Origin of the sequence: Rhodococcus sp. ARC_M6, from assembly GCF_022810305.1 — a bacterium.
In the GTDB taxonomy this organism is placed as follows: Bacteria; Actinomycetota; Actinomycetes; order Mycobacteriales; family Mycobacteriaceae; genus Rhodococcus_F.
The window spans coordinates 66,780-79,677 of sequence record NZ_JALGQH010000006.1 but is presented as its reverse complement, the minus strand read 5'-3'; the positions used below and the strand labels follow the sequence as shown (position 1 = coordinate 79,677).

The window sequence follows — 12,898 nt, the reverse complement described above, 5'->3', positions numbered from 1 at the left end:
TATCGTGGACCTAGCTCCCAGCCCGGCAGCCCAGGAGATCATGGACCGCTTGAACGCGTTCATGGTCGATCATGTGTATCCGGCCGAGTCGGTGTACGCGCAGCAGATGGAAGAGATGGGGCCGCGTAATCACACGTTGCCGCCTGTGGTCGAAGAACTGAAGGCCGAGGCTCGGCGTCAGGGGATGTGGAATCTGTTCCTTCCCTCGCTGTCCGGGCTCTCACACCTCGACTATGCGCACATCGCCGAGATCACCGGACGGTCGCCTTACATCGCGCCGGAAGCGCTGAATTGCGCGGCACCGGACACCGGCAACATGGAGATCCTTCATATGTTCGGCACGCCCGAGCAGAAGGAGCAGTGGCTCGAGCCTCTGCTGGACGGCCGTATGCGTTCCGGGTTCTCCATGACCGAGCCTGCTGTCGCGTCGTCGGATGCTCGAAACATCAGCACCTCCATCGTTCGTGACGGCGACGAATACGTCATCAACGGTCGCAAGTGGTGGACAACGGGCGCCGCCGACCCACGTTGCGAGATCTTGGTTTTGATGGGCAAGACCGACCCTGAGGCGGCGCCCCACCGCCAGCAGTCGATGGTCCTGGTACCGGTGAACACGCCGGGCGTCGAGATCATCCGGTCACTACCGATCTTCGGTTACCACGATCAGCACGGACACTGCGAAATTACGTTCACGGACGTGCGAGTGCCCGTAACCAACATTCTCGCTGGTGAAGGTGAAGGATTTGCCATTGCACAAGCTCGGTTGGGTCCGGGCCGAATCCATCACGCGATGCGTTGCATCGGAATGGCGGAACGTGGACTGGAATTGATGGTCCGGCGAACGTTGTCGCGCGACGCTTTCGGTGGTCCGATTTCTGACCAAGGTGTTGTTCGGACGTGGATTGCGGAGTCCCGCATGGAGATCGAGCAGGCGCGTCTGCTGGTTCTCAAGACCGCGTGGATCATCGACCAGATGGGTGTCAAGGAAGCCGCGATCGAAATTGCCGCGGTCAAGGTCATCGCTCCGCGAGTGGCACGCTCTGTTCTCGAACGGTCCATCCAATGCCACGGTGGCGGGGGAGTCACCGAGGATTTCCCCATTGCCCGGATGTGGGCCAGTGCCAGGATTTTGGGAATTGCCGACGGACCGGACGAAGTCCATATCCGCAGTGTCGCGCGGACCGAGATCCGCAAGTATCGCTGACAAGAACAGAGGCACTAGATGTTGGGTCGAAGTACGTTCGCAGACAACCCTGAAGCCTTTTCGGACGTCAGTATCAGCGAGGTCGTCCGTCACCGGGCCGCGAGCAAGCCCGACTCGGTAGCCTTCGTCACCGGGGACCGCCGCTACACCTGGCGCGACTACGATCTGACCGCCGACCGAATCGCCGCAGCACTCGCTGCCGCAGAATCGGTCGGCGGTTCCGGTGTGGCGATCTATCTCCCCGACACCATGGCAGTGCATGCCGCATTGTGTGGCGCCTATCGGGCCGGCCGGGTCGCAGCTGGAATCGGTTTTCGTTCCGGGACACGAGAAATCGCGCACCTGATGGTCAAAGCCGACTGCCGGGTTCTGATCACCACCGCAACAGTCCGCGGCCGCAGCTGTTACGACGTTGTCGATGACCTGCAGCGAAGTGGGGCGACGGTTCTCAGCGTCATTGTGGTCGATGACGACGGCGTGGTGGAGCTGGGTACCACCGATCGCACGGAGGCGCGCAGTAGCGTCGAGTCATCTGAGTCGTCCAACAGTGTCGGAGTCTTCACTACGTCCGACACCACGCTGCTGAACTCGACCTCGGGCACCACCGGACTGCCGAAAGTAGTGGCGCACAACGAGAAGAAGTGGATCGAATTCGCACGATTGGCGATGGTGGGTGCGCGGATCACCGACGTCGATGTTTTCTGCTCGGCAGTACCGGCGCCGTTCGGCTTCGGGCTGTGGTCTGCCCATTTTTTGCCCACTCTGCTCGGTGCACGCACCGCCGTCCTGGAGAAGTTCGACGTCGAGGTGATGATAGATCTGATCGAGCGCGAACGAGTCACCGTGCTGTGTTGTGTCAGTACACAATTCAAGATGTTGCTTCGATCGGAACGGGCGCGTAAAGCAGACCTGTCCAGTCTCCGAGTGCTCTACACGGGTGGCGAAGCGGTTCCCTACTCCGAGGCGCTGGCATTCGAACAGCGAACGGGTGCCAAGGTTTTGCAGTTCTACGGTTCGAACGAAGCCGGTGCTGTCAGTCAGACCACGCTCGATGACGACCGTGAGACTCGGTTGAGAACCTGCGGGCATGTCATCGAGTCCATGAACGTGCGGATTTTCTCTGACAATGGCGGTGAGGGTGAGCCTCGGCGTGGACAACCTGCTGTCCACGGGCCGCTCGAATCGCTGGGCTACTGGCAGGACGAAGACGCGAACGCCGAGCTTTACACGGTAGATGGATGGATGTTGCTCGGGGACATAGTGGATATCGACGCTGCCGGTCGGGTACGGGTTGTCGGACGCATTGCCGACATCATCATCCGCGGAGGTAAGAACATCTCCGCAGTCGACGTCGAAGAACTGATGTGCGCGCATCCGTCAGTTCGAGCTGTTTCCGTGGTCGGGGTGCGTGACGACGTTTTCGGGGAGCGGGTGTGCGCCGTGGTGGTCGCCGAATCCGGTGTCGAACTTTCCACGGCGATACTGTCGGAATGGATGCGCGCGAAGGGAATTAGCACCGAATACATTCCGGAATATGTGGTCTTTGTCGACGACCTTCCCACTGGGCCCGGTGGGAAAGTTGCCAAGGGCGAGGTGCGAAAGTTGGCCCTCTCGCGAGTGTGAGACGGCCAACTTCCACGCGACTTCTGATGTCATCTGGACAGCAGTGCCAATGCCTGCCGGGTGACGCCCTCGGCTGTAATGCCGTAGTGGGCAAGTAGGTCCGCAGGAACGCCGACCTCGAGATCCTCGTCTGGTAGTGCAACGATTCCGAGTCGGGTGGAGACGCCATTGCGGCCGAGTACTTCGGCCACCGCAGAACCCAGACCGCCGATTACGTTGTGCTCCTCCACCGTCAGGATCGCGCCGGTCCACGTCTACAACCGGGCGCTCGCGGAGCGCTCGCGGGCGTGGCAGCAGGAGCAACGACGTGTCTCGTATGCCGATACGTCGAAGATGCTGACCGGCTGGAAACGGGATCCTTCTCTGCACTAAGCAAGCCTTCTCGTCTGAAACAAGGCGGAACCGTTCGACAGTCTGGAGATTGTCGCCCGGCTACCGAGGCGGATTGTTTGTTGGCGTCGGAAACGTACGTGTCGGGGCGTGTCGGTAGGTTGTCGGGAGGTTTGTCGGGAGGTTTCGGAAACGGGGAGTGGTTGTGGCTGATGACGTTTGGACCAGTCTGTTTGAGGACATCCAACTGGTGCTGTACCCGGACTGGGATGACAACGAGACGCTGATTTCGCCGACGGATGGCGACAGCCTTCAACTGCGAGACACGTTGACCGGGCAGCGGATCCTGTTCCGAGAAGACGACAAAGGACTTGATATCAGGGTGACGGTGCCCGATGAACCAGTGACGGCTGCCCGATTACGGGCGGTGATCCAGTCGCAGCGGACCACCTTGTTTTCCCAGGTCCGTGACCGTGAGTCCGGTCGTTGGGTGCCACTCGACCAGCCGTTGTGGAAGTCTGTCGAAATCCGTATCGGCCGCGATCACGACGTCGAACACGGGGGCCGGCGTGTCGAGGAGTACGCGCGGGAGTGGAGAACGGGATGGCGCCACAATGCCGACGACCAACGATACGAGATCGCCGCTGCAATCGTCGCGGTGTTGCGCGACGGACTGGGTACGACTCCTGACCGGCTCCGTGTCAGCTCTTACAACAACTTCGGCCCCACCCGCACACAGCGGGTGGGCGAGGTCGCTTCCGACCGTCCGACGTTGTCCGGCCTTCCGGCACGGTGCTCAGGGTGGGACGAGTTCGTCACGCGGTTCGAGTGGGTTCTGGCCACTTTGCCGTGGCTGGGCAATGTCATCCTGGATGCCCCTCAAAAAGGATCGAACAACCAGGTTGACGTACAGTTCTACAACTCCGGTGGTGACATCGACAGCGAGTGTGGTTTCGGGGATGCTGCAAGATCGGACCTGAAGGAAATCAACCGGCTGATGAGCGTTCTCGGGTGGCAGTGGACGCCCGATCATCACGGGGCTGTCGACGCGCCGATCTGGCTGGGCCCGCCGACCGGAATGGACACGACGCATCCCACCATGCACGAACTGGCCGTTCGGACGATGGTGACCTTGCGCGATGTCGCGGGAGTGGCACATCCCAACGAGCTTGTTTTCCAGGCATTCTCGAATGCCCAGGGCGTCGACGACATGTCGTACGTGGGTGTGGAACTCGGTATCGCCCCGGCCTGAGGACGGCGCTCGCCGAGGTTTCTTCTGACGCAGCGGCGCACGTCGAAACTGAGGTACCTGGGCGAGCGGGCTGCGGTGTCCCAGCAAGCGTCGTACGTCGTCCATCGCGCACCCCTGTCGTTGGCGGCAGGATACCCATCTCTAGTGCAGTTAACTGGCCGGACACCACATGGTTGGCGGAGCCGTCGAAAGGCCCACTGCAGGAATCGTTACGGCAACTGCAGAGTGCGTTCGACAAGTTCTGGCGTAAGCAGACCCGGTATCCGACGTTCAAGAAGCGGGGTGTCTCGAAGGATTCGGCAACATATTTTTCGAACTGCTTCACCTACCGGGGCGGTGTCATTCGGTTGGCGAAGCAGTCGGAGCCGTTGGACATCCGATGGTCGCGACCATTGCCCCACGGTGCCATTCCTTCGCAGGTGACGGTGTCCCGTAATTCTCGTGGGCAGTACCATATTTCGATTCTCGTCGAGACCGAAATCGCTGCACTGACGCCGACGGACCACTGTCGGCGTGGATGCCGGGATCACGAGCCTGTTCACGTTGTCGTCGGGGGAGAAGATCGACAACCCGCGTCATGAGGCGAAGGATCGTGTCCGGTTGGCGAAAGCGCAACGGGCGCTGGCGAAAAAACAGAAGGGATCGGCGAACCGGGCGAAGGCCCGGTTGAAGGTAGCGAAAATCTATGGGCGTGTTGCTGATCGGCGGCGCGATCATTTGCATAAACTCTCCACTCGACTGGTACGCGAAAACCAAGTGATCGCCGTCGAGACTTTGAGTGTGCAGAACATGCTGAAGAACCGCAGTTTGTCGCGGGCGATTTCGGATGCGGCGTGGTCGGAGTTCCGGTCGATGCTCGACTACCAAGCCGATTGGTACGGGCGGCAGGTAATCGCGATCGACCGGTTTTATCCGTCGTCGAAAACCTGCTCGGTATGTGGTGTTGTGGTCGAGTCGTTGCCGTTGGACGTGCGGGTGTGGACGTGCCGGTGCGGTGCCCATCACGATCGGGATATCAATGCTGCGATCAACATTTTGGCCGTCGGACTGGCGGTTTCAGCCTGTGGAGATGGTGTGAGTCCTCTGCTCGCGTAAGCGTGTAGAGGCAACTGTCTGTGAAACAGGAACTCTGGGACGCGAGTTTCAGGGGCAACTACGGGGTGTGAGTCCTGTAGGGAATCTCGGTCGGTTCACGGCCGAGAGGAAGTCAAGTCACGCCACCACTGCTGGGTCGTTCTTCGAGTTGTTGTCGACAAGTCGTCCAGGCGCCAACACTAACCGGTGTATCAAACATTTGCTACATTTCGGCCGCTTGGCAATCTGTACCGTCGAGCACTGGGGGACAGGGGGATTCAGACCTCCCTGGGAAGCGGATCTGACCGCATCGCAGATCGAGTGAGCGCGTGTGCCGGGCTCAGTCACGATCGGGACCGAAGGTCCGCTAGGCGGGATGATTTCTTGCGGAATGCGGTTCGATCGGGTGATCTCGGCTGCACTTCAAGTAGCAAACATTTCATTAATGAACCAGAGGGAGATTCCATGAAATTCGGCGAAGCTGTAGCCCGAATTCTCGAAGCAGAAGGTATCGAGATCGTGTGCGGGTACCCACTGAACTACGTCTTCGAATATGCGGCGGATGCGGATATTCGGCCGGTCATCACGCGAGCTGAACGAACCGGCGGCCATATCGCAGATGCAATTTCACGGGTTACGAGCGGTCGAAAGATCGGCGTCTATGCCACACAGCACGGACCTGGAATCGAGAACGGTCTGGGAGCAGTTGCGCAAGCGTACGGTGAGTCCGTGCCGATTCTGGTTCTCCCGATGGGCTATCGGAGAGACGAAGCCCACCTCGCGCCGAATTTCAACTCCACGATCAGCCTGCGTTCAATTTCGAAGTCGGTCGAACCGATCAACGATCCCAACCAGGTCGTTCCTGTTTTCCGTCGAGCGTTCAGCCGATTGAAGAACGGAAGAGGCGGGCCGGTTGTGGTCGAGATTCCCCGCGACCTGTGGTTCGAAGACGTCACTGTGCCCTTCGATTATCAGCCAGTTGTCAGAACCCGATCCGGTCCGGACCCGGTCGCTGTGCGACGCGCGGCAGAACTGCTTGTCGCGGCTGAGCGTCCCGTCATCTATGTCGGTCAGGGTGTGCACTACGCGCAGGCCTGGTCGCAGCTGCAGCAGTGTGCAGAAATGCTGGCCATCCCGGTCCTGACGACCCAGGAAGGCAAGAGTGCATTCCCGGAGAACCACCCTCTGTCTCTCGGGACGGGCGGACGAGCAATGCCTCGTACTGTCCATCACTTCCTCGAGAAAGCGGATGTGATTCTCGGCGTCGGATGCAGTTTCACTCCAACCGATTTCGGCGTCGCGATTCCCAAGGGTAAGCGGGTGATTCATGCGACGCTGGATCCGGCACACCTCGATAATTCGGTCGTAACCGAGATCGGGTTGGTCGGCGACGCCGCGCTCACCCTCGACGCGCTGCTGGCGGCGGTGACAGAATTGACCGACGGCACCGTTCGAGACAGTGAAGCCGTCGTGAGCGAAATTCGTGAGGTGTACGACGCGTGGCTGGCGGAATGGATGCCACTTCTCACCTCCGACGAGAATCCTGTTTCCGCATATCGAGTGATCTGGGAACTCATCCAGGCGACTGATCCCGCAGACACCGTCATCACGCACGACGCGGGCTCGCCACGGGATCAGCTGTCACCGTTCTGGAAGTCTGTCGCGCCCCTGTCCTACCTCGGGTGGGGAAAGACCACTCAACTCGGTTACGGGCTCGGCCTCGCGATGGGCGCGAAACTGGTTCACCCCGAGAAGTTGTGCATCAATGTCTGGGGTGACGCTGCCATCGGATTCACCGGGCTCGAGCTGGAAACCTGCGTGCGAGAGCAGATCCCCATCTTGTCGATCCTCTTGAACAACTCGTACATGGCGATGGAGACCAACGCGATGGGGTTGTCCCAGAAGAAGTTCGGCACGATGAACATCTCGGGTGACTACACCGCGATGGCCCGCTCGTTGGGTGCATACGCCGAGCGTATCGACGATCCAAGTGAGATTGCCGGCGCCCTGAAGCGCGGAATCGCACAGACGGAGGCCGGTCGCCCCGTGCTCCTGGAGTTCATCACCTCGCGAGAGCTGCGCATCTCCACACACGGCGGCGACACGTACATATCGCCGGTACCCGACAACTTTCGCTGACGGCCTCCTGGTAGTTGAATGATTCTCACGTCCCGAGGTTGCGCTGCAATGGAGCCAGAGCCGCCATCTCGACATGGATGAGCGTCGGACCGTCGTGTCCGAGTGCCTCGGTGAACGCCGATTCGAACTGGCCGACATCGGAAACCCGACGGGCCTGGGCGCCGAATGCCGATGCCAGGGCAGTGAAGTCGGGGGTTGCCAGATCGACGTGATGATGTGAACCGTCGCCGATGGTGCTCTGGATTCCACGCAGCATTCCGTATCCGTGATCGTCGAAAAGGCACACGATCACCTTCGCGGAAGACTGTACGGCGGTGGCTAATTCGGCTACACCCAACATGAATCCGCCGTCGCCCTGTAACAGGACCGTGTGTTGGTCGGCGGCAAGAGCTGCGCCCACCGCCATCGCCATGCCAGGTCCGATGCCGGCTGCCGTCGAACGAACAGAGGTTCCGGCATCCGTGACGGGGACCAGTCGATCGCCCCACACGTACGCGGGAACTGTAGCGTCGCAGACCAACGCGCCGTCGTTGGGCTTCAGTCTCGTGATGATCTCACTGATCGCAAGGTGATCTGTGCCGGCCTGACGTGCCACCAGTTCGCGTGCTGCCGCCGCAGCGTCGCGGCCGGCCTCGAGGTGGGCGGCTCTGGTTGGGGCATCGACGGTCGACGGCATGGATTTTGTGAGACTGTCGAGTCCGGCCGCGGCGTCGGCAATCACGGAAGCTGCAGCCGGATAGTTCAATCCGATCATCGTTGGATCGATGTCGAGATGAACCACGGTGGGCGGTAGTTTCAGATTCCATTGCGCCGTCGGATACATCTGGAACCGTGTGCCCACTGCGAGCATCACATCGCACGTATCCAAGAACTCACGCATTGGCGGAAGTGTCGCATAGCCGCCGAGACTGCGAGGATCCAATTCCGAGATGGCGCCGCGACCCTCGCGGCTGGTGATCACCGGTGCATCCCAGCGCTCCGCGAAGAGCTTCAACGCAGCGCCGGCGTCGGAGCGGACCACGCCGCCTCCCGCCCAGATGATCGGCGTCTGTGCCTGGGACAGCAACGCCACGGCTTCCTCGATGCTGACTGCATCGGGGGCCTTGCGAACTAGCGGACGGATATCTGTGTCAAGGCAGTCGAGCGCGTGCGGGTCACCGATGACCGCGTCCTGAAGGTCCAACGGAATCTCGACACACGTCGGCCGTGGACGGCCCGAACGGGCGGCGCGGCCAAGTCTCAGGACAGTCGTCGCGATGTCATCCACTGATTCGACCGTCACCGTCTCCTTGGATGCGGTGCGCAACATCTCGCTCTGATGCTCGGCCTCGTGAACGTAGCCGCGCCCGCGGCCGAGATGGCCGGTTTCAACCTGGCTGGTGATCAGAAGGACGGGTGAAGACGCATGATGAGCCTCGTACAATCCGCCCATCGTATTGGCGGTGCCCGGACCCCCACTGACTATCGCCACGCCTAGTCCGCCACTGACCCGGGCGTAGGCGTCGGCGCTGTGAAGGACACCTTGTTCGTGGCGGCAACCGACAACCCTGATGGTCCCGAGGTCTTCGATCGATCGCAGAATCGTCATGTTGTGTGCGCTGGGAATGGTGAAGACGGTGGTGACGTCCATTGCTTGGAGCGCCAACGCGACACTCATTCCGCCGGTGATCTCATCTGTCGTCTCGAACATATTCATCGACAATCTCTTTCCCTGGGTGTATCTGCTGCGGATCTCGAGTAACCCACTGGCCGGGAGAATGCGTTCCGCATCGGGGCGCATCACTTGTAGCGTCCCGTCCATGAACTCGGCTGCCCCTGTGGCGGTCAGTGTGTTTCACACGAAAGGAATAAGGACTATGAGTAAACCGTCCCCGGGACATTCGCGAGAAGCTGCAACAGTCGACGTGGTGCTGGTCGGCGCCGGAGTTTCCGGTATGTACGCGATGCACAAGTTACGCCAAAGTGGCTTGACAGTCCAGGGTTTCGAAGCTGGATCCGATGTCGGTGGGACCTGGTACTTCAATCGCTACCCGGGCGCACGCTGCGATGTGGAGAGCGTCGACTACTCATTCTCGTTCTCCGAAGAGGTTCAGCAGGAATGGGATTGGAGCGAGAAGTACGCTACCCAGCCTGAGATTCTCTCGTACATCAACTTCGTTGCGGAGCGTTTCGATCTGCGCAGTGACTTCGCCTTCGACACCCGAGTTCTCAGCGCTGAATTCGACGAGGAGGCTTCACTGTGGCGCGTGACCACGGATCAAGGACACGACATCACTTCGAGGTTCTGCATCTTTGCCACGGGTTGCCTTTCGGCCGCGAATGTTCCGAACATCGAGGGGCGAGACACCTTTGCGGGCAACACTTATCACACCGGGCATTGGCCGCACGAGGGTGTGGACTTCACCGGACGACGAGTCGGGGTCATCGGAACAGGCTCGTCCGGAATTCAATCGATCCCGCTTCTGGCTGAGCAAGCTGATCAACTCTATGTTTTTCAGCGCAGCGCGAACTACAGCGTGCCGGCTGGGAACGCGGTACTCGACGAAGCAACCCGTCGGGAGCAGAAAGCCAATTACGCAGAGCGCCGACGGTTGTCGAGGCTCAGCGGCGGCGGGTCACCGTTCACGGCGGATCCCCGTAGTGCATTGGAAGTATCGGAAGAAGAACGCATCGAGGCCTACAACAAGCGTTGGACGCTCGGCGGTGTGCTGTTCGGCAAGACGTTCGCCGACCAAACCAGCAACATCGAAGCCAATGACACTGCTCGACGGTTTGCCGAGGACAAGATCCGCTCGGTGATCGACGATCCCGCGGTCGCGGAAGTGCTGATTCCCAAGGATCATCCGATCGGGACAAAGCGAATCGTCACCGACACCAACTATTACGAGACGTATAACCGGGACAACGTCACCCTGGTGGATCTCAAGTCCGATCCGATCGAGGCGATCGACGAGGCTGGGATCAAGACTATGTCCGAGCATTACGAACTCGACGACATAGTCTTTGCTACGGGCTTCGACGCCATGACGGGCGCATTGGAACGAATCTCCGTGACCGGCAGGGGTGGGGTAACCCTCAAGCAGGCTTGGGAAGCGGGTCCGAGAACGTATCTGGGACTGGGTGTTCCGGGATTTCCGAACCTGTTCATCATGACCGGGCCGGGTAGCCCCGGTGTGCTCGCGAACGTGATTCTGGCCGGTGAGCAGCATGCGGACTGGATCTCCGATTTCATCACCTACCTCGATGATCATGGCCTGCGCACAGTCGAAGCCACGACCTCCGCCACCGATGCGTGGGTGGAGGAGTGCTCCGAACGGGCCTCTCGTACCCTCTTCCCTTCGGCCAACTCGTGGTATCTGGGCGCGAACATTCCGGGTAAGCCGCGGGTGTTCATGCCGTTCATCGGCGGGTTCGGCACCTACCGGCAAATCTGTGAAGACGTCAGTGCTTCCGGGTACAAGGGGTTTGAAATGGTCGCATCAGACGACTGATCTACCGCCGGCTTCTCGATAGATGGCTGTACCCCGTCACCCAAGGTGGCGGGGTACAGCCATTTTGTTTCGAATCTGTGAGGGTGGAGTAAGCAACGACAAACGAATTGGCGCCCCGGTGAGGGCGCCAATTCATTTGAGCAGGTTGTGTGTGGAAGGTACCGTCGACCGCTAGTGTGCGAGTTGTGCTGCCGAGACCGAGTTTTCGGTCTGGTTCGAGCTGACACCACCGGTCGCCGGTGTGCGTCCGTGGCGCATGATAAGCGCGACGCCGATACCCACGACGAGCACGGCCGCGCAGATGAGATATCCGTATTCGAAGCCTTGCACGGAGGAAATCGGCTGCTGCGTAGTCGGATTGAGCATGAGGACGTAGTTTGCGGCCAAGGCTCCCAAGAATGCGCTCGAGAGTGCTCCGGAGACCTGCTCCGACGTGAACTTCATCGAACCGGTGACTGCTTGGGTGTTGGCAGGAACCGCTTCGATCAGGAGATTGGTGGAGGCGACGAAGTACAGTCCCATTCCGGTGCCGGCCACCATAGCGACCAGGATTGTCATGGAGGGGGTATCCACTGCGCCGACTCCGATAAGGACGGCGGTGAGCAGACACATGGTGAGCGCGAAGATCATCACGAAACGCGGTGAGTACCTACGGGCCAACCACCCGCCGAGGATGCCGCAGATCGCTGCGGCCAGTCCGGACGGTAAGCCGTAGTGCATAGCGTATCCGGTGGCAGTGAATCCCAGACCCGACTCGTCGTTGCCGGGAATAGCGGGGGTGCGGAGCATCTGGGGCATCAGCGCGCCGTTTGCGCCGTTGTACACGCCGTAGCAGGCGGCAATCAGCAGTGTCATCCAGACCCCGGGCCGTGAGAGGAGCCCCATCGAGATCAGAGGCTGGTCGATGCGGCGTTCGGCGACGATGAACGCGATGATCATCGCTACACCGACGGTGAAGGCGACCGCCCGATAATCAGGCCGGATCGCTCCGAAGATCAGTGAACTGGCACCGAGTCCGAGCAACGCTGCGCCGAGGTAGTCGATGGTGTGATTGATGCGGACCTTCGACTCGGGGACGAACACCGCAGTGGCGAGGATGACTACTGCGGAGTAGACGAAGAGAAACCAGAAGGCTGATCGGAAGCCGTGATTGTCGATGAGCCAGCCACCGATCAGTGGTCCGCCGAGGGACGATGCGCCAATTCCTACACCAATTCCGCCTACGCCCAAAGGGACCCAGCGAGCGGGGATCAAGTCGCGGATCAATCCGTAGCAGATAACCGCCGATGCCAGACCGACTGCCTGCAGGCCACGCCCGACGAGGAAGAAGTTGAAGTTGGTGACGGTTGCGCAGATTGCGGTGCCGAGGAGGAAGAACGCGCTCGCCCACATCAGCATCTTCTTCTTACCGTGGACATCGGCAAGTTTTCCGAGGATCGGAACGACCACACCACCGACGAGCAAGGGAACGGTCATGACCAGTCCCACTTGATTGGTCTTGAACGCGATGGCCATGTCAGTGAGCCCGGGACTGATGAGAGTGAATTCGAAGGCGACGATTTCGGTCATCAATGCGATGAGCGCGATGATGAGAATCGACTGTTTTTTGGAGCGCGATTCGGTATCGGAGTCAAAGCCCGAAGGTGTAGCTGCTGGCACGGCGTTTGCCATGGCATCTCCAAGGTTGGTAGGTGACGTGATGTCAGTCACTTTCCGTGTAGCACGCGATCTTCGTCTAGGAGTTCTCCCAGTCATCGGGAGGAATCGTACTCCGACGAATCCGGC

General features: G+C 60.2%; 8 protein-coding genes and 1 pseudogene. 6 read left to right on the top strand and 3 right to left on the bottom strand.

The features are described from left to right. Positions 1–4: 4 nt before the first annotated feature. Both MTX36_RS09790 and MTX36_RS09785 read left to right on the top strand, forming a co-directional pair. Positions 5–1,204, top strand: coding sequence for an acyl-CoA dehydrogenase family protein (locus tag MTX36_RS09790; protein ID WP_243619531.1), 1,200 nt, complete (start codon positions 5–7; stop codon positions 1,202–1,204). Positions 1,205–1,222: 18 nt separating this feature from the next. Further along, positions 1,223–2,827 carry a class I adenylate-forming enzyme family protein gene (locus MTX36_RS09785; protein ID WP_243619530.1) on the top strand — a complete coding sequence of 535 codons (1,605 nt, stop codon included), beginning with the start codon at positions 1,223–1,225 and terminating at the stop codon, positions 2,825–2,827. Positions 2,828–2,856: 29 nt separating this feature from the next. Here MTX36_RS09785 and MTX36_RS09780 read toward each other — a convergent pair whose 3' ends face one another. Then, on the bottom strand, positions 2,857–3,063 hold the full coding sequence (locus tag MTX36_RS09780; protein WP_279394436.1) for a transketolase C-terminal domain-containing protein: 207 nt from the start codon (positions 3,061–3,063) through the stop codon (positions 2,857–2,859). Between the two features lie 299 nt (positions 3,064–3,362). On the opposite strand from MTX36_RS09780, the gene MTX36_RS09775 reads away from it, so the two are divergent. From MTX36_RS09775 to MTX36_RS09765, 3 genes and pseudogenes are all read left to right on the top strand, one after another. Continuing rightward, positions 3,363–4,409, top strand: a complete 1,047-nt coding sequence (locus tag MTX36_RS09775) for a hypothetical protein (RefSeq protein ID WP_243619528.1) — start codon at positions 3,363–3,365, stop codon at positions 4,407–4,409. Between the two features lie 161 nt (positions 4,410–4,570). Beyond that, positions 4,571–5,504 (top strand): annotated as a pseudogene (locus MTX36_RS30235) (RNA-guided endonuclease InsQ/TnpB family protein); the annotation flags it as partial. Positions 5,505–5,690: 186 nt separating this feature from the next. Further along, on the top strand, positions 5,691–7,622 hold the full coding sequence (locus MTX36_RS09765; RefSeq protein WP_308198211.1) for a thiamine pyrophosphate-requiring protein: 1,932 nt from the start codon (positions 5,691–5,693) through the stop codon (positions 7,620–7,622). A 25-nt stretch (positions 7,623–7,647) separates the two neighbouring features. On the opposite strand, the gene MTX36_RS09760 is transcribed toward MTX36_RS09765, so the two are convergent. Continuing rightward, the gene (locus tag MTX36_RS09760; RefSeq protein WP_243619525.1) at positions 7,648–9,423 is read right to left on the bottom strand and encodes a thiamine pyrophosphate-binding protein; all 1,776 of its coding nucleotides are present in this window, start codon (positions 9,421–9,423) and stop codon (positions 7,648–7,650) included. Between the two features lie 55 nt (positions 9,424–9,478). Here MTX36_RS09760 and MTX36_RS09755 point away from each other — a divergent pair, with 55 nt between their 5' ends. Then, positions 9,479–11,113 carry an NAD(P)/FAD-dependent oxidoreductase gene (locus MTX36_RS09755; protein ID WP_243619524.1) on the top strand — a complete coding sequence of 545 codons (1,635 nt, stop codon included), beginning with the start codon at positions 9,479–9,481 and terminating at the stop codon, positions 11,111–11,113. 171 nt (positions 11,114–11,284) lie between these two features. On the opposite strand, the gene MTX36_RS09750 is transcribed toward MTX36_RS09755, so the two are convergent. Beyond that, a complete protein-coding gene (locus MTX36_RS09750; RefSeq protein ID WP_243619523.1) occupies positions 11,285–12,784 on the bottom strand; it encodes an MFS transporter in 1,500 nt (499 codons plus the stop codon). Between the last annotated feature and the right edge of the window lie 114 nt (positions 12,785–12,898).